The sequence below is a fragment of the Mycobacterium sp. 1245111.1 genome (genome assembly GCF_001673405.1).
Classification (GTDB): Bacteria; Actinomycetota; Actinomycetes; order Mycobacteriales; family Mycobacteriaceae; genus Mycobacterium.
This window is the reverse complement of record NZ_LZLV01000025.1, coordinates 45,410-69,971: the sequence shown is the minus strand read 5'-3', so window position 1 is coordinate 69,971 and position 24,562 is coordinate 45,410. Positions and strand designations below refer to the sequence as shown.

At 67.3% G+C, this 24,562-nt stretch carries 23 protein-coding genes; 11 read left to right on the top strand and 12 right to left on the bottom strand.

Annotated features, from left to right (window positions below; genetic code table 11):
- Positions 1–42 precede the first annotated feature (42 nt).
- Positions 43–663: an SAF domain-containing protein gene (locus tag A5658_RS05165; RefSeq protein WP_067331896.1), complete on the top strand. Its 621-nt coding sequence runs from the start codon at positions 43–45 to the stop codon at positions 661–663.
- A 6-nt stretch (positions 664–669) separates the two neighbouring features.
- On the opposite strand, the gene A5658_RS05160 is transcribed toward A5658_RS05165, so the two are convergent.
- The 7 genes from A5658_RS05160 to rpmF all read right to left on the bottom strand — a co-directional run bounded on the left by A5658_RS05160 (position 670) and on the right by rpmF (position 5,925).
- Positions 670–1,092: an MscL family protein gene (locus tag A5658_RS05160; RefSeq protein WP_067331894.1), complete on the bottom strand. Its 423-nt coding sequence runs from the start codon at positions 1,090–1,092 to the stop codon at positions 670–672.
- A 157-nt stretch (positions 1,093–1,249) separates the two neighbouring features.
- Positions 1,250–1,378 (bottom strand): hypothetical protein, encoded by a 129-nt coding sequence (locus A5658_RS29060; RefSeq protein ID WP_255361316.1) that lies wholly within the window; start codon positions 1,376–1,378, stop codon positions 1,250–1,252.
- A gap of 2 nt (positions 1,379–1,380) precedes the next feature.
- Entirely contained in the window at positions 1,381–1,866 is a 486-nt protein-coding gene (locus A5658_RS05155) for a molybdenum cofactor biosynthesis protein B (protein ID WP_067331892.1), read from the bottom strand.
- 47 nt (positions 1,867–1,913) lie between these two features.
- Positions 1,914–3,365, bottom strand: a complete 1,452-nt coding sequence (locus A5658_RS05150) for a S1C family serine protease (RefSeq protein WP_067331890.1) — start codon at positions 3,363–3,365, stop codon at positions 1,914–1,916.
- Positions 3,366–3,421: 56 nt separating this feature from the next.
- Positions 3,422–4,957, bottom strand: a complete 1,536-nt coding sequence (locus A5658_RS05145; protein WP_067331887.1) for a HAMP domain-containing sensor histidine kinase — start codon at positions 4,955–4,957, stop codon at positions 3,422–3,424.
- On the bottom strand, positions 4,957–5,643 hold the full coding sequence (locus tag A5658_RS05140; RefSeq protein WP_067331885.1) for a response regulator transcription factor: 687 nt from the start codon (positions 5,641–5,643) through the stop codon (positions 4,957–4,959). Before A5658_RS05140 ends, A5658_RS05145 begins: the two co-directional genes overlap by 1 nt.
- 108 nt (positions 5,644–5,751) lie before the next feature.
- A complete protein-coding gene (rpmF, locus tag A5658_RS05135) occupies positions 5,752–5,925 on the bottom strand; it encodes a 50S ribosomal protein L32 (RefSeq protein ID WP_067331883.1) in 174 nt (57 codons plus the stop codon).
- 196 nt (positions 5,926–6,121) lie between these two features.
- Between rpmF and A5658_RS05130 the strand changes: the two genes are divergently transcribed.
- The 8 genes from A5658_RS05130 (at position 6,122) to A5658_RS05095 (ending at position 16,569) form a co-directional block, all read left to right on the top strand.
- Positions 6,122–7,804, top strand: a complete 1,683-nt coding sequence (locus tag A5658_RS05130; protein ID WP_067331920.1) for an acyclic terpene utilization AtuA family protein — start codon at positions 6,122–6,124, stop codon at positions 7,802–7,804.
- Entirely contained in the window at positions 7,801–8,949 is a 1,149-nt protein-coding gene (locus A5658_RS05125; protein WP_067331881.1) for an acyl-CoA dehydrogenase family protein, read from the top strand. Before A5658_RS05130 ends, A5658_RS05125 begins: the two co-directional genes overlap by 4 nt.
- Positions 8,946–10,541, top strand: coding sequence for an acyl-CoA carboxylase subunit beta (locus A5658_RS05120; RefSeq protein WP_067331879.1), 1,596 nt, complete (start codon positions 8,946–8,948; stop codon positions 10,539–10,541). Before A5658_RS05125 ends, A5658_RS05120 begins: the two co-directional genes overlap by 4 nt.
- A gap of 5 nt (positions 10,542–10,546) precedes the next feature.
- Positions 10,547–12,532: a biotin carboxylase N-terminal domain-containing protein gene (locus A5658_RS05115; RefSeq protein WP_067331877.1), complete on the top strand. Its 1,986-nt coding sequence runs from the start codon at positions 10,547–10,549 to the stop codon at positions 12,530–12,532.
- Positions 12,529–13,695: an acyl-CoA dehydrogenase family protein gene (locus A5658_RS05110; RefSeq protein ID WP_067331874.1), complete on the top strand. Its 1,167-nt coding sequence runs from the start codon at positions 12,529–12,531 to the stop codon at positions 13,693–13,695. The genes A5658_RS05115 and A5658_RS05110 overlap by 4 nt, the downstream gene beginning before the upstream one ends.
- Positions 13,695–14,468: an enoyl-CoA hydratase family protein gene (locus A5658_RS05105; protein ID WP_067331872.1), complete on the top strand. Its 774-nt coding sequence runs from the start codon at positions 13,695–13,697 to the stop codon at positions 14,466–14,468. The genes A5658_RS05110 and A5658_RS05105 overlap by 1 nt, the downstream gene beginning before the upstream one ends.
- Before the next feature lie 33 nt (positions 14,469–14,501).
- Positions 14,502–15,890 (top strand): ClC family H(+)/Cl(-) exchange transporter, encoded by a 1,389-nt coding sequence (locus A5658_RS05100; RefSeq protein ID WP_231997217.1) that lies wholly within the window; start codon positions 14,502–14,504, stop codon positions 15,888–15,890.
- Positions 15,891–15,966: 76 nt separating this feature from the next.
- Positions 15,967–16,569, top strand: coding sequence for a DUF1707 domain-containing protein (locus A5658_RS05095; protein WP_067331870.1), 603 nt, complete (start codon positions 15,967–15,969; stop codon positions 16,567–16,569).
- Positions 16,570–16,591: 22 nt separating this feature from the next.
- Here A5658_RS05095 and A5658_RS05090 read toward each other — a convergent pair whose 3' ends face one another.
- The 4 genes from A5658_RS05090 to A5658_RS28670 form a co-directional block, all read right to left on the bottom strand.
- Positions 16,592–17,500 carry a hypothetical protein gene (locus tag A5658_RS05090; RefSeq protein ID WP_067331868.1) on the bottom strand — a complete coding sequence of 303 codons (909 nt, stop codon included), beginning with the start codon at positions 17,498–17,500 and terminating at the stop codon, positions 16,592–16,594.
- Between the two features lie 189 nt (positions 17,501–17,689).
- The gene (locus A5658_RS05085; RefSeq protein ID WP_067331866.1) at positions 17,690–19,660 is read right to left on the bottom strand and encodes a VWA domain-containing protein; all 1,971 of its coding nucleotides are present in this window, start codon (positions 19,658–19,660) and stop codon (positions 17,690–17,692) included.
- Positions 19,653–21,047, bottom strand: a complete 1,395-nt coding sequence (locus A5658_RS05080) for an ATP-binding protein (RefSeq protein WP_067331864.1) — start codon at positions 21,045–21,047, stop codon at positions 19,653–19,655. The genes A5658_RS05085 and A5658_RS05080 overlap by 8 nt, the downstream gene beginning before the upstream one ends.
- 78 nt (positions 21,048–21,125) lie before the next feature.
- Positions 21,126–21,473 carry an LGFP repeat-containing protein gene (locus A5658_RS28670; protein WP_231997216.1) on the bottom strand — a complete coding sequence of 116 codons (348 nt, stop codon included), beginning with the start codon at positions 21,471–21,473 and terminating at the stop codon, positions 21,126–21,128.
- On the opposite strand from A5658_RS28670, the gene A5658_RS28665 reads away from it, so the two are divergent.
- Together A5658_RS28665 and A5658_RS05070 are read left to right on the top strand one after the other, a co-directional pair.
- Entirely contained in the window at positions 21,466–21,768 is a 303-nt protein-coding gene (locus A5658_RS28665) for a hypothetical protein (protein ID WP_231997215.1), read from the top strand. The genes A5658_RS28670 and A5658_RS28665 overlap by 8 nt on opposite strands.
- A 180-nt stretch (positions 21,769–21,948) precedes the next feature.
- Positions 21,949–22,959, top strand: coding sequence for an alpha/beta hydrolase (locus A5658_RS05070; protein ID WP_067331860.1), 1,011 nt, complete (start codon positions 21,949–21,951; stop codon positions 22,957–22,959).
- Positions 22,960–22,962: 3 nt separating this feature from the next.
- On the opposite strand, the gene purH is transcribed toward A5658_RS05070, so the two are convergent.
- On the bottom strand, positions 22,963–24,534 hold the full coding sequence (gene purH, locus A5658_RS05065; protein ID WP_067331857.1) for a bifunctional phosphoribosylaminoimidazolecarboxamide formyltransferase/IMP cyclohydrolase: 1,572 nt from the start codon (positions 24,532–24,534) through the stop codon (positions 22,963–22,965).
- Positions 24,535–24,562: the final 28 nt, after the last annotated feature.

Genomic DNA, 24,562 nt, shown 5'->3' with positions numbered 1-24,562 from the left:
TCGGGAATCGTTGGCACTAAACGTGTTTCGAGGTGAACGTCGTTGCCGGTCAACGCCGCGCCCGGGCTCAGGTCGCGCACCGTGCAGGCCCGTCGTATCGCGGCCGGCGGACTGGTTTTGCTCGCCGGGGTCGCGGCGCTGCGGCCCGATCCCACCGACGGCCGCGCGCAGGTGGTGGTGGCCGCACGCGACCTGAGCCCGGGCGCGGCGTTGACCGGCAACGACGTTCACCTCGAAACACGTTTAGTGCCAACGATTCCCGACGGAGCGCAGTCAGACGTGAGCTCGGTCGTCGGCGCTACGCTGGCCGGGCCCGCGCGCCGCGGTGAGGTACTCACCGACGTGCGACTTTTGGGCCGCCGTCTCGCCGAGTCGGCGGCGGGGCCGGACGCCCGGATCGTACCGGTGCATCCGGCCGACAGCGCGCTGATCGACCTGGTGCGCCCAGGCGACGTCGTCGACGTGGTGGCCGCCACCGAAGGCAGCGCGCAGGCCACCCCGCGCGTGGTCGCCACCGACGCGATCGTGGTCTCGGTGTCGCCGAAGGGAAGGGCTCAGAGCGCAACCGGTGATCGGGTGGTGCTGGTCGCCCTGCCGCCCGCCTCCGCCGATGCGGTGGCCGGCGCGGCTTTGGTGGCGACCGTGACCCTCACGCTGCACTAGGCAGCCTCAGGCGGCCGCTTGCGTGCTGGCGCAGAACTTGCACTTGTGCGCGGCCTCGGGAATGTCGGAACAGCATTCCGAACACGCTTTGGTCGCGGGCGACTCGCCGAATACCTCGACACCACGGCGCTTCTGAATGTGCCGGTAGGGCACCACAATTGCGAAGTACACGGTGGACATGAAGACCAGGAAGTAGATGATGGCGCCGATGAAATCGCCGAGGTTGATGAAGGTCGCCTTATTGCCGGCGTCGCCGAGCTGATAGCCCAGCCCCAGAGCGGTATGAGGTTGGGCCGCAGCCACCAGCGGATTGATGACAGTTTCGGTGAACGCCTTGACCAAATTCGAAAAGGCCAGAGCCACAACCAAACCGACGGCGACGGTAATGACATCCTCGCGCATGACGAAATTCTTGAAACCCTTTAACACCCGAGCCAACCTCCCGTGAGCAGGAACGAAACGGGGCAGCACAAGATCACCCCGAATTGACGGTAAGACTGCCCATTGACATTCGCGCCATTTGCGGCGAATTAGTCATGCAAGGGTGTTCATGCCGTGACCTCGGCGGCCCGAACCGGGTTTGCTGTCAGCCGTGGTGTGGCGGCACGTTGTCGCGCAGCCATTGCTCACGTTCTTCGGCATCCCGACTGGCATCCGGATCACGCTCGTCGGCCGACGATTGCCACTCGCGGTCGTCACCGGCGGGGCCGGTCAACGTCAGATCTCCAGGCTGGAGAGCTGACCAATGATCTGCGCTGCCAAGGGATTCAGCGTCGCCATGCCGTCACGCACCGCATACCGCGAACCGGCGAGGTTGACCACCAGGGTGCTGCCGGAGATGCCCGCCAGACCGCGGGACAGCCCCGCCTCGATGATGCCCGCCGACAGGCCCGACGCGCGGATCGCTTCGGCGATCCCGAGCACCTCGCGGTCGAGGATGTCGACCGTCGCCTCGGGCGTCACGTCGCGTGGGGTCACCCCGGTGCCGCCGACCGAGACCACCAGGTCGACTCCGCCGATCACCGCCGTGTTGAGCGCGTTGCGGATCTCCACCTCATCGGCGGCGACGGCTACCACGCCGTCGACGACGAATCCGGCCTCGGTGAGAAGCTCGGTGACCAACGGCCCACTGTGGTCCTCGTCGCCGTGATCGTCCACCACAACGACGAGTGCCCTGCCGACCAAGTCCGCGCCCTGTTCCATGGTTGCAACCGTATATCTGGCGTCCGACCGCAGCGCGGCCACTCTGGTCACTGCTGGGCCTTGCCCAACGTGACCTGGACCTTCTTGGTCTCGCCAGAGGGGTCCTTGATGGTCAGCATCACTTTGTCGCCAGGCGCCTTCGAGCGCACTGCGGCGACCAACGCGTCAGCGCTGTTGACTGTCCGGTCGTCGACCTTGGTGACGACGACTCCGCCGGGCAGACCTGCTGCCGCGGCCGCGCCGTTGGGCACCACCTCGACGACCTTGGCCCCGGGCGTCTCCTTGTCGTTGGTGACCTGGACCCCCAGCGAGGCGTGCGACGCGGTACCGGAGCTGATCAGCTCGTCGGCGATGCGCTTGGCCTGGTCGACGGGAATCGCGAAGCCGAGGCCGATCGAGCCGCTCTGCGCATCCGGAGAGTCACCACCGAGGGTGGCGATCGCGGAGTTGACGCCGACCAGTTGACCGCTCATGTTGACCAGCGCGCCACCGGAGTTACCGGGGTTGATCGCGGCGTCGGTCTGGATCGCGTCCAGCACGGTGTTCTGGTTGCCCGTCTCACCGGTCGTGGAGACCGGCCGATTGAGGGCGCTGACGATGCCGGTGGTCACCGTGCCCGACAGGCCCAGCGGGGAACCGACCGCCATCACCGGCTGCCCGACGTGCAGGTTGGCCGACGAGCCGAGGCTGATCGGGGTCAGGCCTGACATGCCCTGCACGCGAACCACGGCGATGTCGGTCGTGGGGTCGGTGCCGACGACGGTGAACTCCGCGGTACGCCCGTCGGAGAACGTCACCGTGGTCTTCGGCTTGCCGTTACCCGGAGGCGGCGGACCCTGATCGGGATCCGGCGCCGCCGGCGCACCCGGGTCGTCGTCGGGGCCCTGGTGCTCGGGGTTCGGGCGCGCATGCGGCCCGGGTGCCTTGCCGGCCGCCGTGGCTACGACGTGGTTGTTGGTCAGGATCAGGCCGTCGGAGGACAGGATGATGCCCGAGCCCTCTTCGGAGGCCCGGCCGATGTTGGTCTCGAGCATGACGACGCTGGGCACCACCTTGGCGGCCACCTGCTCGACGCTGCCGAGCGGGGCGTTCGACGCCGGCATACCGGGAGTCGCGCCGCCCGGCATCGCGCCGTCGGCGACCGAGGACAGCGTTCCGTGGTGGGCGACCACCGATGCGGCCGCGCCTCCGATTCCGGCCGACACGACCGCGACGGCCACCGCACCGACAGTCAATGCGCCTGCGCGGGAACGCTTTCGCGGCATCGGCAGGTGCTGCGGCGGCGGGCCGCCCACCGGGTGCCCGGCCTGCCCGGCGAACGGACCGAACGGCTGCCGGTGCTGCTGGGCGGGCGGCTGCTGGCCGGGACGCCAGTCATAACCCTGGCCGTAGGTTTGCTGCTGCCCATAGCCGGAATGGCTTGCGGCCCCGCGCTGATCGGCGCCCGGACGGTATCCGTGCTGCTGCGGCTGTGGCGAATACCTCGGGTGATTCGTCATGTCGCTGGTCGCTCTTTCTTTTGCCGTGGTTACAGACCCAAACAGTAACCGGCTTACTACCTTGCCTGCGTGGTCTGAGATTCGACTGAGACAACGTTCGCCGGCCCTGCAGAGTTCCCTGGAATTGGCGGCTCGTCGACATTCGGCGCGCCATCGCCCTCGGACGGGTACTCCGCGACCGGTAGCGGCTGGCCGGGAAGCAGCACGTAGATCGAGGTCCCCGGGGGCTGGCCGCCCGGAACGGTCTCTTCGACATGCAGCGCACCCCCGTGCTTGAGCACCACCTGCTTGACGATCGCCAGGCCGAGCCCCGAGCCGGGCATGGAGCGCGACGTGGTCGATCGGTAGAACCGTTCGAAGACCAGTTCGCGCTCGTGTGCCGGAATACCCGGTCCGTGGTCGGACACCACCAGCTCGGCATGCGCGGCATTCAACTGCCGGAGCCGGACGCCGACGTGTGCGCCGGACGGGCTCCACTTGGCCGCGTTGTCCATCAGGTTCAGCACGGCGCGCGACAGGCCCGCCGAGTCGCCGTAGACCTCCCAGGGCGTGACCTCGACGTCGAACTCAACATCGTTGCGGCGCCGCCGAACTCGCTCCAGCGATCGCTCGATGACCTCGGTCATGTCGACCGGCTCGTGTACCACTTCGGCGGCGTCACCGCGGGTTAGGTCCACCAAATCGCCTACCAGAGTGGACAATTCCTCGATCTGGGCGATCACGTCGGTCCGCAGGTCAGCCATTTCCTGCTCGGGGATCGGCGGCGCGCCCGGGGCGCTGGACGCCATCAGCAGTTCGATGTTGGTGCGCAGCGAGGTCAGCGGGGTCCGCAGCTCGTGGCCGGCATCGGCGACCAGCCGCGTCTGGCGTTCTCGCGATTCGGCAAGCGCCCGCAGCATCATGTTGAAAGCCTCAGTGAGCCTTGCCAATTCGTCACTACCGTAGACCGGTATCGGCCGAAGGTCGTCGGTGCGCGCCACCCTTTCGGCCGCGCCGGTCAGTCGGCCCACCGGTCGCAGTCCGGCCTGGGTCACCATCCCACCGGCCACCGCGGCCACCGCCATGCCGACCCCACCGACGATGACCAGCACCCAGCGCAGCTTCGTCATCACCGCGTCGGTGGGCGCGAGGCTCTTGGAGATCAGCAGCGAACTGCCGTTCGGTAGGTGCACGGCCAGCACCCGCTGGTTGGCGGCCGTGCGCCGGGACATGAACAGGTCGCCGCGGATCACGGCCTTCTCCTGCTGCCCGACCGGCAACGTCTGGCCCTCCTGATTGGCGGTGAAGATCGACCGGCCAGGAGTCACCAGCATTGCGTTGACGTCCGAATACGCCGTTCCCTCAATGGCTTTCGCTGGATCGGCGGCCAGCGATCCGCTGGCGATCAGCAGCTGCGCCCTGCTTTGCAGCTGATTGTCGATGTCCTTGTACAGCGCGGCGGAAATCACCGCGTACACCGCAACGGCCATCAGGATGACCACCATCGCCACCATCGACATCGCCAGCAGCATCACCCGCCAGCGCAGTGACAGGGACGTGCTGGCCCGCAGCGGAATCCTGCTACGCCGACGGAACAGTCTCTTCAGCGGCATCAGGGAGGGGTTTCGCGAAGCACGTAACCCACACCACGAACGGTGTGGATGAGACGCGGCTCGCCGTTCGCCTCGGTCTTGCGACGCAGGTAACCGACATACACTTCGAGCGCATTACCCGAGGTGGGGAAATCGAAACCCCACACCTCTTCGAGAATGCGGCTGCGCGTCAATACCCGTCGCGGATTGGCGATCAACATCTCCAGCAAAGCGAATTCAGTGCGGGTCAGGCTGATCTGACGGTTCCCCCGAGTGACTTCACGAGTCACCGAATCCAGGGTGAGGTCGGCGAACGTCATCGCCACGGATTCGGAGGCGTCTTCGATTCTCGTTCGGCGCAGCAGCGCCCGCATCCGCGCCAAGAGCTCTTCGAGCGCGAACGGCTTGGGCAGGTAGTCGTCGGCGCCGGCGTCCAGGCCGGCGACCCGCTCGGAAATGGTGTCGCGGGCCGTCAGCACCAGGATCGGAAGGTCATCCCCGGTGCTGCGCAGCTGCCGGCACACCTCGAGGCCGTCCAGCCGGGGCATCATCACATCGAGTACGACCCCGTCGGGACGGTCGGCGCTGATCATCTCCAAGGCCTCGACGCCGTCTTCGGCCAGGGCAACCGAGTAACCATTGAAGGAAAGTGACCGACGCAGTGACTCACGCACGGCACGGTCGTCGTCAACGACAAGAATTCGCACGGGTACCAGTTTTATCTAATTGCCTGAGAACGCGCTGAGAGGTCGCCGAATAAGGTGGCCCGCAAAATGCGGTCGGTTTTGCCGGAGATAATGCTCACGGCAAAGAAGTTAGCGGCGGTCGAGGTCAATCAGACCGAGGCGCGCCGCCTTCAACAGACGCCGCGGCACCTTGTGCTGCCGTCCGGCAACCGTCACGCCGACCAATTCGGGCTTCTCAGCCTTCCATTGCGCGCGTCGGCTACGGGTGTTCGAGCGCGACATCCGCCGCTTTGGCACAGCCATGATCAGGCCTTACTCCTGGTAGGGGGGTCGCCGCGCAAGATGTCCCGGCAGCGACGGTTGGACCAATAGTAATGGCTGAGCTGCTGGGGGCAAAAATCGGCCGCGGGCAGCCTTGACGTGGCACCGATGGACTCGGCTAACCTACCGGTTGGTTGGTACGTCCCAATGGAGGGAGGCACGGGTGGCGTCAGCCCCGGTGCGGATCGGAAACTGCTCGGGTTTCTACGGGGATCGGCATTCCGCTATGCGCGAAATGCTGACCGGCGGCGGGCTGGACTATCTGACCGGCGACTACCTGGCCGAGCTGACCATGCTGATTCTCGGCCGCGACCGGATGAAACATCCCGAACGTGGCTACGCCAAGACCTTCCTGACCCAGCTCGAGGAATGCCTCGGCCTGGCCCAGGACCGCGGCGTGCGCATCGTCGCCAACGCCGGCGGCCTGAACCCCGCCGGGCTCGCCGACGCCGTGCGGGCCCTGGCCGATCGGCTGGGCGTGCCGGTCCGGGTGGCTCATGTCGACGGCGACGACCTTTCGGGTCGCGCCGAGGAACTCGGGCTGGGCAAGCCGCTGACGGCCAACGCCTACCTGGGCGCCTGGGGCATCGTCGACTGCCTCAACGAAGGAGCCGAGGTCGTCGTCACCGGGCGGGTGACCGACGCGTCGGTGACGGTCGGACCGGCGGCCGCCCACTTCGGCTGGCAACGGACCGACTACGACCGGCTGGCCGGCGCCGTGGTCGCCGGTCACGTCATCGAATGCGGCATCCAGGCCACCGGCGGCAACTTCTCGTTCTTCACGGAAATTCCGGATTTGACGTACGCCGGCTTCCCCCTGGCCGAGATTCATGCCGACGGCTCGTCGGTGATCACCAAGCATCCCGGCACCGGCGGGCTCGTCAGCGTCGACACGGTCACCGCGCAACTGCTGTACGAGATCACCGGCGCGCGCTACGCCAACCCGGACGTCACGGCCCGGATGGACACCATCTCGCTGGCCTCCGATGGCGCCGACCGGGTCCGGATCAGCGGCGTGACCGGTGAGGCGCCGCCGCCCACCCTGAAGGTGTCGCTCAACAGCATCGGCGGATTCCGCAACGCCACGACCTTCGTGTTGACCGGTCTGGACATCGACGCCAAGGCGGACCTGGTACGACGGCAGCTGGAGTCCGCGCTAAGCGTCAAGCCCGCCGAGTTGGAGTGGACGCTGGCTCGCACCGACCATGCCGACGCCGACACCGAACAGGCGGCCAGCGCGCTGCTGAGCTGCGTGGTCCGCGACCCGGACCCGGCCAACGTCGGACGCCAGTTCTCCTCGGCCGCAGTGGAATTGGCACTGGCCAGCTACCCTGGCTTCACGGTCACCGCGCCGCCGGGCGACGGCCAGGTCTACGGCGTCTACACCCCCGGCTACGTCGACGCCGCCGAGGTGCCGCACACCGCCGTGCACGCCGACGGCACCCGCGTGGAGATTGCTTGCGCCACCGACACTCTCGAGTTGCAGCCGGCGGCCGTGCCGCCGTTGCCGGATCCGTTGCCGGCCGGTCCGACGCAGCGGGTGCCGTTGGGCCGCATCGCCGGCGCACGCAGCGGCGACAAGGGCGGGTCGGCCAACGTCGGCGTGTGGGTGCGCACCGAGGAGCAGTGGCGTTGGCTGGCCAACACGTTGACCGTCGAGCTGCTTCGCGAGCTGCTGCCCGAGACCGCCAACCTGCCGGTGACCCGGCACCTGCTGCCCAACCTGCGCGCGGTGAACTTCGTGATCGAGGAGATCCTCGGCCAAGGCGTCGCGTACCAGGCGCGGTTCGATCCCCAGGCCAAAGGGCTCGGCGAGTGGCTGCGCAGCCGTCATGTCGACATTCCAGAAGGGTTGTTGTGAGCATTTGGACCACGCCGGAGCGTGATGCGCTCCGCAAGACCGTGCGGTCGTTCGCCGAACGGGAAATCCTGCCGCACATCGACGAGTGGGAACGCAGCGGCGAGCTGCCGCGCGAATTGCACCGCGCCGCAGGCGAAGCGGGCCTGCTCGGCGCGAATTTCCCCGAGGAGGTCGGCGGCGGTGGAGGTGACGGCGCCGACGCGGTGATCGTCTGCGAGGAGCTGCATCAGGCGGGTGTGCCGGGCGGGGTGTTCGCGTCGCTGTTCACCTGCGGCATCGCGGTGCCGCACATGATCGCGTCCGGGGATCAGCGACTCATCGACGAGTTCGTCCGGCCCACGCTGGCCGGGGACAAGATCGGCTCACTGGCGATCACCGAACCCGGCGGCGGCTCCGACGTCGGACACCTGCGCACGACCGCGACCCGCTCCGGTGACCAGTACATCGTCAACGGCGCCAAGACCTACATCACCTCGGCCGTGCGAGCCGACTACGTCGTCACCGCCGTGCGCACCGGCGGGCCTGGCGCGGCCGGGGTTTCGCTGCTGCTGGTCGAGAAGGGCACCCCCGGATTCGAAGTCAGCCGCAAGCTGGACAAGATGGGCTGGCGGTCCTCCGACACCGCCGAGCTGTCCTACGTCGACGCGGCCGTGCCGGTGGCCAATCTGGTGGGCGCCGAGAACACCGGCTTCGCCCAGATCGCCGAGGCGTTCGTCGCGGAGCGCATCGGGCTTGCCGCGCAAGCCTATTCGAGCGCCCAGCGCTGTCTGGACATCACCGTGCAGTGGTGCCGCGACCGGGAGACATTCGGGCGGCCGCTGATTTCGCGGCAATCGGTACAGAACACCCTGGCCGAGATGGCCCGCCGGATCGACGTCGCCCGCGTCTACGCCCACCACGTCGTCGAGCGGCAGCTGGCCGGCGAGACCAACCTGATCGCCGAGGTGTGCTTCGCGAAGAACACCGCCGTCGAGGCCGGTGAGTGGGTGGCCAACCAAGGTGTGCAACTGTTCGGCGGCATGGGCTACATGACCGAATCCGAGATCGAACGCCAATACCGCGACATGCGAATCCTGGGCATCGGCGGCGGCACCACCGAGATCCTGACCTCACTGGCCGCCAAGCTGTTGGGATTCCAGTCATGACCGCGTTGAAGTCGACGCTCGATCCCACGAGCGACACCTTTACCGCCGCGGCGTCGGCCGCGGAATCCCGGCTCGAGGAGATCGGCGCCGAGCTGGCCAAGGCGCTGGCCGGCGGCGGCGCGAAATACGTTGAACGCCATCATGATCGGGGCAAGCTGACCGCCCGCGAGCGCATCGAGCTGCTAGTTGACCCCGATTCGCCATTCCTGGAACTCAGCCCGCTGGCCGCCTACGGCAGCGCCTTCACCGTCGGCGCGAGCACGGTGGTAGGCATTGGCGTCATCGAGGGCGTCGAATGTCTGGTCGTCGCCAACGACCCGACGGTCAAGGGTGGCACCAGCAATCCCTGGACGCTGAAGAAAATCCTGCGGGCCAACCAGATCGCGTTCGAGAACCGGCTGCCGGTGATCTCGCTCGTCGAGTCCGGTGGCGCGGATCTGCCCACGCAGAAGGAGATCTTCGTCCCGGGCGGCCGGATGTTCCGCGACCTGACGCGGCTGTCCGCGGCCGGCATTCCGACCATCGCGCTGGTCTTCGGCAACTCGACGGCCGGCGGCGCCTACATCCCCGGCATGTCCGACCATGTGGTGATGATCAAGGAACGCTCCAAGGTGTTTCTCGCCGGTCCCCCGCTGGTGAAAATGGCCACCGGCGAAGAGTCCGACGACGAATCGCTCGGCGGCGCCGAAATGCATTCGCGGGTATCGGGTTTGGGCGACTACTTCGCGGTCGACGAACTCGACGCGATCCGGATCGGGCGCCGCATCGTCGCGAGGCTGAACTGGACCAAGCAGGGCCCCGCACCCGCGCCGGTAACCGAGCCGGTGTTCGACGCCGAGGAGCTGATCGGCATCGTCCCGGCGGATCTACGTATACCGTTCGACCCCCGCGAGGTGATCGCACGGATCGTCGACGGCTCCGAATTCGACGAGTTCAAGGCGATGTACGGCTCGTCGCTGGTCACCGGCTGGGCGCGCCTGCACGGCTACCCGCTGGGCATCCTGGCCAACGCCCGCGGCGTGCTGTTCAGCGAGGAGTCGCAGAAAGCCACCCAGTTCATCCAGCTGGCGAACCGCTCGAACACACCATTGTTGTTCCTGCACAACACAACCGGCTACATGGTCGGCAAGGACTACGAGGAAGGCGGGATGATCAAGCATGGCTCGATGATGATCAACGCCGTCTCGAACTCCACGGTCCCACACATCTCGCTGCTGATCGGCGCGTCCTACGGCGCCGGCCACTACGGCATGTGCGGCCGGGCCTACGACCCGCGCTTCCTGTTCGCGTGGCCGAGCGCCAAGTCCGCCGTAATGGGCGGCGCGCAACTGGCCGGGGTGTTGTCGATCGTGAGTCGCGCGGCCGCCGAGGCCCGCGGGCAGGCGGTCGACGAGGACGCCGACGCGGCCATGCGGGCCGCCGTCGAGGGTCAGATCGAAGCCGAGTCGCTGCCGATGGTGATGTCGGGCATGCTCTACGACGACGGCATCATCGACCCGCGGGATACCCGCACCGTGTTGGGAATGTGTTTGTCCGCCATAGCCAATGGCCCGATCAAGGGGACGTCGAGCTTCGGCGTCTTCCGGATGTGACGGAAATGGGAATCACTCGAGTTCTGGTGGCCAACCGCGGCGAGATCGCCCGGCGGGTGTTCGCCACCTGCCGCACTCTCGGCCTGGGCACCGTCGCGGTGTACACCGACCCGGACGCCAACGCCCCCCACGTGGCCGAGGCCGATGCCCGGGTGCGGCTACCGCAGACCAATGACTACCTCAACGGCGAGGCGATCATCGCGGCCGCGCGCGCGGCCGGCGCCGACGCGGTGCATCCTGGCTACGGATTCCTCTCTGAGAACGCGGATTTCGCCTCCGCGGTGCAGGCCGCCGGTCTGGTGTGGATCGGCCCGCCCGCCGACGCAGTGCGCGCGATGGGCTCCAAGATCGAGTCCAAGAAGATGATGGCCGCGGCCGGTGTTCCGGTGCTCGAGGAACTCGACCCCGACACCGTCACCGCCGCCCAGCTGCCCGTCCTGGTAAAGGCGTCCTCCGGTGGTGGTGGACGCGGCATGCGCGTCGTCGACCAATTGGACAGGTTGCCAAGCGAAGTCGCGGCGGCTCAGCGCGAGGCCCAGTCGGCGTTTGGTGACCCGACGGTGTTCTGCGAGCGCTACCTGCCCACCGGCCACCATGTGGAAGTGCAGGTGATGGCCGACTCCCACGGCACGGTGTGGGCCGTCGGCGAGCGGGAATGCTCGATCCAGCGCCGCCACCAGAAGATCATCGAAGAGGCGCCGTCACCGCTGGTCGAGCGGATTCCCGGCATGCGGGCCCGGCTGTTCGAAGCCGCCCGGCTGGCCGCCAGCGCGATCGGCTACACCGGCGCCGGGACGGTGGAGTTCCTGGCCGACGACCACGGCGAGTTCTTCTTCCTGGAGATGAACACCCGCCTGCAGGTCGAACACCCGGTCACCGAGGAGACCACCGGACTCGACCTGGTCGCGCTGCAGATCGCGGTCGCCGATGGCGGTCGTCTCGACGCCGAACCGCCTGCCGCGCATGGCTCTTCGATCGAGGCGCGGTTGTACGCCGAGGACCCCGCGCAGAACTGGCAGCCGCAGGCCGGCCTGGTCCGGCGCATCGACGTGCCCGCGGCCCGCACCGAATTCGGCACGCTCGGGGGCCGCGCCGGAATCCGGCTGGACTCCGGCATCGTCGACGGCTCGGTGGTCTCGATCCACTACGACCCGATGCTGGCCAAGGTCATCTCCTACGCACCGACCCGGCAGCAGGCGGCCCGGGTGCTCGCCGACGCGCTGGCCCGCGCACGAGTGCACGGGCTGCGCACCAACCGCGACCTGTTGGTGAATGTGCTGCGGCATCAGGCATTCCTGGAAGGCGCCACCGACACGGCGTTCTTCGAGACGCACGGCTTGGCGGCATTGTCGGCGCCGCTGGCCGGCGACGCCGTGGTCCGCCTGTCGGCGATCGCCGCCGCGCTGGCGGCCGCGGCCGAGAACCGGGACACCGCCACCGTGCTCAGGTCGCTGCCCAGCGGCTGGCGCAACCTGGCGTCGGGCTATCAGGTCAAGGCCTACCTCGACGACATCGGCAACGAGCATCGTGTCGAATACCGTTTCAGCCGAACCGGATTGACGATGCCTCACGACGAGGCGGTGCACCTGGTGTCCGCGTCGGCAGAGGAGGTAGTGCTGTCCGACGACCACGGGGTGGCCGTGAGCTTCGCGGTCCCACGGCACGGTCAGGATGTCTACGTCGACTCGGCGCAGGGGCCCGTCCACCTGGTCGCACAGCCACGCTTCCCCGAGCCGGGTTCCGCCGTCGAAAAGGGCTCGCTGGTTGCCCCCATGCCCGGCAACGTCATTCGACTCGGCGCCGCGCTCGGCGACCCGGTCACGGCTGGCCAGCCGCTGATCTGGCTGGAGGCAATGAAGATGGAGCACACCATCACCGCGCCGTCCGACGGCGTACTCGCAGAACTCAATGTCGATACAGGCCAACAAGTTGAGGTCGGCGCCGTTCTAGCGCGCGTCGATGCACCCGAAGCAGAAGGAGAAAACTCATGATCGACAGCAGCTTCATCGAAAACGATGATCGCAAGGCGCTGCGCAAGGCAGTGTCCGACTGGGCATCGAAGTACGGCAGCGAGTACTACCTGAAGAAGGCTCGCGCACAGGAGCACACAGACGAATTGTGGACCGAAGCAGGCCAACTCGGCTTCCTCGGGGTCAACCTGCCCGAGGAGTACGGCGGCGGTGGCGCCGGCATGTACGAGCTGTCGCTGGTGATGGAGGAGATGGCAGCCGCCGGTAGCGCGCTGCTACTGATGGTGGTCTCGCCCGCAATCAACGGCACGATCATCTCCAAGTTCGGCACCGACGAGCAGAAGAAGCGCTGGATTCCCGGCATCGCCGACGGCACGCTGACGATGGCGTTCGCGATCACCGAACCCGACGCCGGCTCCAACTCGCACAAGATCACCACCACCGCCCGCCGCGACGGCAGCGACTGGATCCTCAAGGGGCAGAAGGTCTACATCTCCGGCGTCGACCAGGCGCAGGCGGTGCTGGTGGTCGCCCGCAGCGAGGAAGCCAAGACCGGCAAGCTGCGCCCGGCGCTGTTCGTGGTTCCCACCGATGCGCCCGGCTTCACCTACACGCCGATCGACATGGAGATCATCAGCCCCGAGCGGCAGTTCCAAGTCTTCCTCGACGACGTACGGCTGCCCAGCGACGCGTTGGTCGGCGCCGAAGATGCCGCGATCGCACAGCTTTTCGCGGGCCTGAACCCCGAGCGCATCATGGGGGCGGCCAGCGCGGTGGGGATGGGCCGCTTTGCGCTGGACCGGGCCGCCGACTACGTCAAGACCCGTCAGGTGTGGGGCACCCCGATCGGCTCGCACCAGGGCCTCTCACATCCGTTGGCGCAGTGCCACATCGAGGTCGAGCTCGCCAAGCTGATGATGCAGAAGGCCGCCACGCTGTACGACAACGGCGACGACGGTGGCGCAGCCACAGCCGCCAACATGGCGAAATATGCTGCGGCAGAGGCGGCTAACCACTCGGTAGATCAGGCCGTTCAGTCGCTCGGCGGCAACGGCCTGACCAAGGAATACGGTCTGGCCGCGATGATGGCCGCGGCGCGGCTCGCCCGCATCGCGCCGGTCAGCCGCGAAATGGTGCTCAACTTCGTCGCGCAGACATCGCTCGGCCTGCCCCGCAGCTACTGATGGGCACCCTCGTCGAATACGCCGTCGACGGGCATACTGCACGGCTGACGCTGAACTCGCCGCACAACCGCAACGCGCTGTCCAGCACGCTGGTCAACCAGCTGCACCGGGGCTTGCGTGACGCGGCAGCCGATCCCGCGGTGCGGGTGGTCGTGCTCGGCCACACCGGCAACACCTTCTGCGCGGGGGCCGATCTCTCGGAAGGGTCGGCGGCCAACGCGGATCCCGCGGAGGCGACCGCGCAACGGTCACGGGAGATGGCGCAACTGCTGCGCGCGATCGTCGAGGCGCCGTTGCCGGTGATCGTCGCGGTCGACGGACACGTCCGGGCCGGCGGCATGGGCCTGGTCGCCGCATGCGACATCGCGGTTGCCGGACCGCGCAGCACCTTCGCGTTGACCGAGGCACGGATCGGCGTCGCGCCGGCGATCATCTCGCTGACGCTGCTGCCGAAACTGACCGCCCGCGCGGCCGCGCGCTACTACCTGACCGGCGAAACCTTCGACGCCGCCGTCGCCGAGACGATCGGGCTGATCACGGTGGCCGCTGACGACGTCGATGCCGCGGTCGGGTCGCTGGTCGCCGACATCGGCCGCGGTTCACCGCAGGGGCTGGCGGCCTCCAAGGCGTTGACCACCGCCGCTGTACTGCACGGATTCGACCGCGACGCCGAACGGCTCGCCGCCGAGTCGGCCCGGCTGTTCGTCTCCGACGAGGCCCGCGAGGGCATGACGGCGTTCCTGGAGAAACGACCGCCGAGCTGGGCCACCTGACACCCGCCCAGGTTCCTCCGCTATGCAAGACGGGTGGACGACCCGAAACCGGATGACTGGCGAAATGTCCTGCGCAGCCTGTTCACCGGCTGGCAACGGCCGACCGAGCACCCCGTCGACGAAGAAGGGGAGGGCGCCGAAAGCCTGATCGGGTTTATGGTGGCCGCCGCCCTGGTCGGGGTGCTCACCGGCGTCAGCGCCGCCAGCTTCAAGCTGCTGCTTGAGCGAGGCGCCCGGTTACGCGACACCCTGGCCCACTGGGCGCACGGCAGCTGGGCCGGATTGGGCGTGGTCGTCCTCGTCTGCATGGCCGCCGCCGCGGTCGCGGCCGCACTGGTGCACCGGATCGAACCCCACGCCGAGGGCAGCGGCATCCCGCGAGTCGAGGCGGTCGCCGACGGCCGCGTGCGACCCGACCGCTTCCGCATTCTGCCGATCAAATACGTCGGCGGGCTGCTTGCGATCGGCAGCGGCATGGCGCTCGGCCGGGAGGGACCCTCGGTCCAGATGGGCGGAAGCGCGGCGGTCATCGTCGCCACGCTGACCCGACGCAACCTGGCCGACCTGCGCGTGCTGGTCGCCGGCGGCGCCGCGGCCGGGCTGGCCACCGCGTTCAACGCACCGATCGCCGGCGGCGTGTTCGTGCTCGAAGAACTGGTCAAACGATTCGATCCGCGTACCACGATCGCCACCCTCGTCGCGTCCGCGTCAGGATTCGCCGCCGCCCATCTGGTGGTGCGATCCGGCACCGAGTTCCGCATGACGCCGTTGTCCGATCCGCGGCTCGTGGAGTCCGGCTGGGTCGTCGCCATTGGCATCGTGACCGGGCTACTCGGGGTGCTCTACAACGAGGCGGTGATGTTCGCCCTGCACCGTGCCGACGCCAGCCGACTGCCCAAGGAGGTTCGCGCCGCCGTGACCGGCGCGCTGGTCGGGTTGCTCGTCTGGGTGGCACCGGACCTGGTCGGCAGCGGCGACAACCTTACCCAGAACGCGCTGCTCGGCCGCGGCGCGCTGCTGGCGGTCAGCGGAGTCTTCGTGCTGCGGTTCGCACTCGGCGTCGTCTCATACGCCGCCGCCACGCCCGGTGGACTGTTCGCCCCGATGTTGGTTCTCGGATCGCAGTCCGGGTTGGTCGTCGGCCTCGTCGCGGTGCACTTCACGCCACACGCCGTGCCGAACCTGGCCGCCTGTGCCCTCATCGGGATGGCTGCGTTCTTCACCGCGTCGGTGCATGCCCCGGTGACCGGGCTCATCCTCGCCACCGAGATGACGGGAAACACCAACCAGTTGCCACCGATGCTCGGTGCGTGTGCCATCGCGATGCTCGTCGCCGTCGCGCTGCGATCCGAGCCCATCTACGATCGGCTCGCCCACCGGGCCGCACAACAGCCACGTGGCAGCGACCCTGACCACACCTGAGCGGAGTCTGAGGTTGGCACAACACTTTGGCGAAGATCCCTTGCCGGGAAAATTGTTCGTCGTAGGCTCGTCACTGATGAGCAAGTCAGCGCAACAAGGGGCGCGCGACCGGCCGGACGCACAGACGCGTGCCGCCGAGACCGACCGTATCCAGGTGGCGCAGTTGCTCACCGATGCCGCCGCCCAGGGCAAACTGCAGATGAGCGACTACGAGGACAGGCTCACCAGGGCCTACGCCGCGCAGACCTACGACGAACTCGACCAGTTGCGGTCGGATCTGCTCGGGTCGTCGGTCAGCCCGCAGCGCGGCGGCGCCACCAAACCCGCGCCGTCGATGCTGTTGTTGGCGATCATGAGCGCGTTCGAGCGCCGTGGCCGGTGGAACGTGCCCAAGAAGCTGACGACGTTCGCATTGTGGGGCGGTGGCGTGATCGATCTCCGCTACGCGGACTTCACCTCGACCGATGTCGAGATCAACGCCACCTCGATCATGGGCGGGCAGACCATCCTGTTGCCACCCGAAGTCAACGTCGAGATCAAGGGTCACGGCGTGATGGGCGGCTTCGACCACAATGTCGAAGGCCAGGGCACGCCGGGTGCGCCGACGGTGCGGATCCGCGGTTTCTCGCTGTGGGGCGGCGTCGGCATCCGGCGCAAGAACCGTAAGGCCCAGAGCTAGCGCTGCCGCGGATTAACCCGTCTTAACCTGTCCGCCGCAACAGGATGCCGGGACAGCTGAGGGCGAATGCACCGGATTCAAAGTCAACATCGACGGTGCCGTCATCGACGCTGTAGCTAAGCTCCAAAACCATCTTGAAGACGGCGGTGGCGTGCGGGGGAACAACGAACGTTTGGAAGCTGCAGCCGCGGCTGCCGAAGACGGGGATCGAAGCGGTGGCGTGACCCTGGTACCAGTGCGCTGACGCGAAGGCACTGGCCATCGGATTGAACTGGCTCGGTTGAAAGGGTTGTGGCTCGGTTGGCGGTTGTTGCCACCAACGTAACGGCTCTAAGTTGACGGTAAAAGTCACGAAGGAGGTACTGCCGTCCAAATGGCCGCCGGTAGCCCACACTGAAGCGCTCCCGTTGAATGTCAGCTCGCCGAACACATCGAGAATCGCGGGCGTGTCGCCATCGTTGGTCCACTGGAACCAGAACGACACCTCCTCGTTTCCGGAGCTGGATTCGTGGAATTTGAATTTGGCGGTGCTGTTGTTGGGCAACGCCTGTGGCTCGATTCGGTAATCGGGTTCACCCCAAATAAAGAACGGCGTGTCGAGGAAGGTGATCTCGCCCACCGGCAGCGCTGCAATGTCGGCTTGGCGCGCTTCGGCCGCCACATCCAGCGCGGCTTGGCGTTTGGCTGACATACGAACCATCTCTTCGTGCTTGCGCCGCACTTCGGCCTCGAGTTCCGCGGCATGCACCTGCCGGTCCTTTTCGATGCTCGCAATGGCCGACGAGCCCAGAGCGGTGGCGATCGCTTTCTCCAGCCCCGGCCAAGCACGGCCATGCGCCGACACCTCGCGCGGCTGCTTGTCCTGGCGGAATACGCCGGCTTTGATCGCAGCAATCATGCTGTGCGTTTGACTTTCCGTATCGGCAGCCACGGGCCTCAACTTTCGATCGAATAATTCCTGCCAGGGAATAGTCCCATATCGTGCGGCAAATAGAAGCAGATCGACATCGACCAGAATTCGACCCTGCCTATCGAGAGTTGGCGACTCTGTCCGGAGGTGCGCAAATCGCCTCGAATAGCCACAGCCACAGCGTATTTGACGATCAGGCCCGTCGCCGCTCTACCGGCGACGGCGCGATCGCAGGTAGTCGCCGACCACCGCGGCACCCAAGCCGTCGAGATCGGGATCGACCACCCGGCCCTCGACCCGGCGCGCGACCTGATCGATGAACCGGGCCAGCCCGGGATCGTTGCCCAGCCGGAAGATGGTGACCTGCGCCCCAAGTCGGGCCATCTCGTCGAAACCGCGCACGGTGTTGGCGATGGTCCGCGGATGCGGCGGGTAATCAAAAAACACCGACGTGCCGTCACCGTGGTCTTCGAGGTGCGCCGTCGGCTCACCGTCGGTGACCACGAGCAGCACGGGCTGCGCATTCGGGTGCCGGCGCAGATGCCGGCCGGCCAGCGCCAGCGCGTGATGCAGGTTGGTGCCCTGCTCGTAAACGCCTTCCAGGCCCATCAACTCGGCGCTCGTCATCGTTCGCGCGTAGCGGCCGAACGCGATGATCTGCAACGCATCCGACCGAAACCTAGTGCGTACCAAGTGATCCAGCGCCAACGCGGTCTGCTTCATCGGCAGCCAGCGGTTCTCCATCACCATCGAGAACGAGGTGTCCACCAACAGCGCGACCGCTGCCTGCGTGCGGGTCTCGGTCTCGGACACCTCGACGTCGTCGACCATGATCTTCAGCGGGTCGTCCAGCGTTCGGGTGCCGGCCTGCCGCAGCACCGCGTTGGTCAGTGTCCGGGTGACGTTCCACGGCTCGGTGTCGCCGAACTGCCAGGGCCGGGTGGCACCGGTGAGCTCACCCGCAGCGCCCGCGCGCCGCAACTCACGCTCGCCGTGACGGCTCGAAAGCTGTTGCGCCACATCGCGTAACGCCGTCTCGCCGAGCCGTCGCATGGCCTTCGGCGACAACCGCCACTGACCGTCCGAGCTGCGGTCCAGGAAGCCCTGATTGACCAGCGCGCGTTCGAGCTCGGACAGCGTCTTGGCGTCGATGGCGGCCTGGTCGCCGAGCTGGCGGGCCAGCGCGTCGAGGTCGACGTCGTCCATGGTCGCGCCCGGGTAGCTCTGCGACAGCTGCTCGGCGAGTTGCTCCAACTCGGCGATGTCCGAAAGCGCCTGCGCGCCTTCGCCCATGCCGAGCGGGTTGTCGCCGGTGAAGTCCGACGAGCCGTCCCAGTCCTCACCGGGCCGGGCCGCCTGCAGATGTGCATCCAGGCGGTCGAGCGCCTGCATCAACGCCGGTGACCCGAATGCCTGCTGCGCCAATGCATCCAGCTCGGCGCGCTGGTCCGGGCTCAGGCTGTTGCGGAACCGCTGCGCGGCCGCCGCCCGCTTGGCCAGCGAGTCCAGCAACTCCTCGACGTTCTGCGGGTTCTCCGGGAAGAACTCGCCGTGCTTGTCCATGAAGTCTTGGAAATCTTGCTGGGAGTCTTCGCCTTTGGCGTGCTTGTCCAGCAGATCGTTGAGGTCGTTCAGCATGTCGTTGACCCGCTGCCGATCCTCGTCGGTGGCCCCTTCCAGCGCCTCTTTCATGCCGGCGAAGCGCTGGTCGAGCATTTCGCGGCCGAGCAAATCCTTGATCTGGTCGTACTTTTGGCGGGCCTCGTCGCTGCGCCAGTCGTACTCGGAGAGTTCCTGCACGGCCTTGGCCGGGGATGGCGACAGCGAATCCAGCTGCAGCTCGCCGAACCGGGCATCGTCGTCGAGGGCACGGGCCAGCTCCTTGCGTTCGGCCAGCACCGCCTCGTCGAGCAGCTTCTTGATCTCCTGCAGCGTGCCGTCCAAGTTGTTCTCGCGCAACAACTCTCGACGTCGCCGGTTGGCCTCGGCGGCCAACCGGTCGGCCCCGGTCACACTCTTCGTGCCGCGGCGCAGCAACTCCGACAGCGCCCGGCGCGGCGAGGTGCCCGCCATCACGTCCTGCCCGATCTGTTCGAGCGCCTCGCGCAGATCCACCGGCGGGGCAAGCGGATCCGGCCCGCCGGTGTAGGCAGAGTAACGTGACGAGTGGCCTTTAGCCATAGACGGTTTCGCCTTCTCCGGAGGCCTTGTCGATGCGCTTGGCCAAATACAGTGCCTCCAAGGCTAATTCGAGCGCAGCGGCACGCTCGCCCTCGGATTCGGCGCCCAGGCGTTTGGCGATCGCGTCGATCACCGGCAGCTCGGGCAGCGCCGCCAGCACGTCCTTGGCCGACACCCGCTCACCGGTCGTCACCGCCGAGCCGCCCTCGACCGCGGCCACCAGCGGGCCCACGTCGATTCCGCCGAGCGCCCGCGATGCGGTATCGGCGGTGGCGCGACGCAACAGATGTTCTAAAACAGCCTGCTCGCGACCTTCTTCGCCGGACTCGAATTCGAGTTTGCCGCGCAGCACGTCGATCACCGTGCCCAGGTCGACCACGCGGGCCACCGGATCGGTCTCCCCCAGCACCGCGCCGCGGTGCCGGGCGGCGGCGGCGACGGTTTCGGCAGCGGCGATGGCGAACCGCGCCGACACCCCCGATCGCTGATCGACCGAGTTGGACTCCCGCAGGTAGCGGGCGAACCGGGCGATCACCTGGCTCAGGTACTCCGGCACTTGCGCGGACAGGTGGGCCTCCTGGGTGATGACCGCGACCTCCGCATCCAGTTCGAGGGGGTAGTGAGTACGGATCTCGGCACCGAAGCGGTCCTTGAGCGGGGTGATGATGCGGCCGCGGTTGGTGTAGTCCTCGGGGTTGGCGCTGGCGACGACCAGCACGTCCAGCGGCAGCCGCAGCGTGTAGCCGCGGACCTGGATGTCGCGCTCCTCCATGACGTTCAGCATCGACACCTGGATCCGCTCGGCCAGGTCGGGCAGCTCGTTGACGGCGACGATGCCGCGGTGCGCCCGCGGGATCAGGCCGTAGGCGATGGTCTCCGGGTCGCCCAGGCTGCGACCCTCGGCGACCTTGATCGGGTCGATGTCACCGACCAGGTCGGCGACGCTGGTGTCGGGCGTGGCCAGCTTCTCGGTGTAGCGCTCGCTGCGATGCCGCCACTCGATCGGAAGGTCGTCACCGAGGGTGGCGGCCTTGCGGATCGACTCCGGGGTGATCGGGGTGTAGGGGTGCTCGCCGAGTTCGGCGCCGGCGATCACCGGTGTCCACTCGTCGAGCAGCCCGATCAAGGCGCGCAGCAGACGGGTCTTGCCCTGGCCGCGTTCACCCAGCAGCACGAAGTCGTGACCGGCGATCAGCGCCCGCTCGAGTTGCGGCAACACGGTGTCGTCGAAGCCCAGAATGCCGGGCCAAATGGCCCCGCCGTCGGCCCCCTCCGCCAATCGAGCCAGCAGGTTTTCCCGAATTTCTTGCTTCACACCGCGTTCGCGGTGCCCGGAGGCACGGAGTTCACCAACGGTACGGGGCAGGTTGTTCGCAGCGGTCACCACTCCACGCTACTGACAAACGGAAAGGCCGGGCAATCGCAAGGATTACCCGGCCCTCCGAAGCGAAAGTGCGAGCGGGGACTAGCTGGTCGTCACCGTCGCGTGCTCGTCGCCTTCCTTCCAGGTGATGGTGCCGTGCTCGAACGTCGACTTGTAGGTGCCGTCCGGCTCCTTCGTCTCGTCGGCGGTCGGGTAGCCCAGCTTGCCCTGCGAGGCCTGGTTGTCGTTCCACGCGTCGCGGATCTTGCCCCACACGAGGTAGACGGGCCCGCCGTTCTTCATGATCAGCACGCCGCCGTCGAACTGCTGGTAGACACCGGTGTTGTCGGCGGTGTTCTTCTGGTTGTCGTACGGCGCGCCCAGGTCCTTCTTCTGCTCGTCGGTGAGGGTGTCGAACTTTGCGAGGATCGGTCCCTCGATTGTGTACATGGTGCCGTTCTTGCCGGCGATCTGCGTCGGGCTGGGCGTGGCCGCCGCGCTCGTCGACGGCTCCATGGCCATCGAGGTCGTCATCGCGGACGAGGAGGACGAGGACGCCGCCGAACTCGACGAGGAATTACTCGAGTTGTTGGACTGGTGGCATCCCGCACCGAGCAGAGCGAATGCTGCAAGGGCGACTGAGAACGACGCTGTTCTTTTTGTTATCGCGCGCATTATTTCCTCTCGAATACCTCTTGATCGCACCGGGCACGCCCCGGTTGACGTGCCCGAATTTCGACTGTAGGCCGATCCGATCTTGTTCGGAAGGGGGTTTGCGAGGCGCCCTCTCGGCAAATTGCGACGATTTGCACAACGGCCGGCATGCATTCAAAAACTCGCAATCGAGTGGCGCAGACAACTGTGTATCCGGACCGGTCCGAACCTCACATTCGTTAATGCACAGCTACCCGATACCCTGGGTACCGTGAATTCTCTCGAATGGTCTGAACGGCCCGAGACCGCACACTTCGGCCCCGCCTCGTGGCAGTCCAGCGTGCTCGCGCTGTTGACCGCGATCTTCGTCCGGCCGGTGCTGGCCGCGTTGACCGTGCTCGGCATGGTGGTCAATCGCGTCAGCCCCGCCACGCTGCAGCGGGTGCGCCTCGACGGCATCGACGGTGCGTTGAAGGTCATCAAACCGCTGCCCGGCACCGATGTCACGCGTGTCGACCTGGCGCACTGCCCGGCCGAATGGGTGGTCGCCCCTGAGGCGCGCGACTCGACGTCGCTGATCGTGTACTTCCACGGCTCGGCGCTGGTCACCCTCGGACTCAACTCGCATCGCCGCTTCGTCAGCCGACTCTCGCAGGCGACCGGCGCCAAGGTGCTCAACGTCGGCTACCGGCTGGCACCACAGGCCAGCATCGAGGAGGCTGTTGCCGACGGTTTGGACGGCTATCGCTTCGCGCTGGCGCAGGGGTTCGCACCCGACCGAATCGTGCTGGCCGGCGACTCGGCCGGCGGACTGATGGCCGCCGACGTCGCGCTGGCGGCCCGGGACGCCGGGTTGCCGGTGCCGGCCGGACAGGCGCTGATGTCGCCGCTGACGTCGTCCGACATGGAGCTGAAGTACCGGGCGCTGAAGGACCACCGCGACGTGATGTTCCCGTTCATGACGGTGAAGTTCATCTACGACGTGTTCGCCACCGTGAACGGCACCCGGCCGCCGCCGCTGATGCCACCCGAGGCCGACCTGCGCGGCCTGGGCCCGTTCCTGCTGCAGGCCGGCACCCACGAGATGCTTCTCAACGACACCATCGTGTTCGCCGAACGGCTACGCGCCCAGAATGTCGAAGTCTGGGTTCAGCAGTGGCACAAGGCAATGCACATGTTCCAGCTCAGCTTCGACGTGAACCCCGATGCCCGCCGAGCGGTCGACGAGGTTGCCGCGTTCATTCGCTACGCGACGACCGTGCAGGACGAAATCAGCGCGTAGTTTCTAGTGCGCGAAGTGGCGCGCCCCGGTCAGATACAGCGCGATGCCAAAGTTGGCCGCGGCGGCGGTGACTTCGTCGTCGCGGACCGAACCGCCCGGGTGCACGATCGCCTTCACGCCCGCAGCCGCCAGGGTCTCGAGGCCGTCCGGGAACGGGAAGAAGGCGTCGGACGCGGCGACCGCCCCGCGGACCCGATCTCCCCCGCGCTCGACCGCCAGCCGCGCGGCGTCGACGCGGTTCACCTGGCCCATACCGATACCGATGGTGGCGCCACCGCCGGCGATCACGATCGCGTTGGATTTCACCGCGCGACAGGTTCGCCAGGCGAAGGCCAGGTCGGCCAGCGTGGCCGGGTCGGCCGGCTCGCCGGTCGCCAACGCCCAGTTGTTCGGGTCGTCGCCCGGTGCGTTGATCTGGTCACGCTGCTGCACCAGCAGCCCGCCGCTGATCTGGCGCCGCTCGGTGTCGTCTCCGATCGGCTCGGCCGCGACCAGCACCCGGACGTTCTTCTTTTGCGCCAGCACGTCGACGGCACCCGGCGCATAGGCGGGTGCGACGATCACCTCGGTGAAGATCGTGCTGACGTACTCGGCCATCTCGACGCTGACCTCGGTGTTGGCCGCGATCACGCCGCCGAAGGCGCTGAGTGGGTCGCATTCGTGCGCCTTGCGGTGGGCGTCGGCCACCGATTCCGACGACACGGCGATGCCACATGGGTTGGCGTGCTTGATGATTGCGACGCAGATATCCTCGTGGTCGAACGCCGCCCGCCAGGCCGCGTCGGCGTCGGTGAAGTTGTTGTACGACATCTCTTTTCCGTGTAGCTGCTCGGCCTGCGCCAGGCCGGGCCACCCGCTGTCGTCGACGTAGAGCGCGGCCTGCTGATGCGGATTCTCGCCATAGCGCAGCTGGGTCGAGCGTCGCCAGGTCCCGGCGATCCACGCAGGGAAGGCCGCGGTCGGCTCCTCAGGCGCCAGCGTCGACTCCATCCAGCCGGCCACCGCGACGTCGTACTCGGCAGTATGCCGGAATGCCAACGACGCCAACTTCTTTCGTTCGGCGAGCGTAAAGCCGCCGCTACGCACCGCGGCCAGCACGCCGTCGTAGCCGAGCGGGTCGGTCACCACGGCCACGCTCGGGTGGTTCTTGGCCGACGCCCGCACCATCGACGGCCCGCCGATGTCGATCTGCTCGACGCATTCGTCCACGCCCGCACCGGATTCGACGGTCTCACTGAACGGATAAAGGTTGACCACCACCAACTCGAACGCGGCGATGCCGAGCTGTTCGAGGGCGTCCGCGTGCTCGGGCTTACGCAGGTCGGCCAGCAGGCCGGCGTGCACGCGCGGATGCAGGGTCTTGACCCGGCCGTCGAGCACCTCCGGGAAACCCGTCAGCTCCTCCACCGGTGTGACGGGAATGCCTTTGTCGGCAATGGTTTTCGCGGTCGATCCGGTCGACACGATCTCGACGCCGGCATCGGCCAGCCCCTTGGCGAGGTCGACCAGACCGGTCTTGTCGTAGACGCTGATCAACGCACGCCGAATCGGCCGCTTGCCTTCGTTGCTAGTCATCCGCGGCGCTCCTCCCCATCGCTGCGCT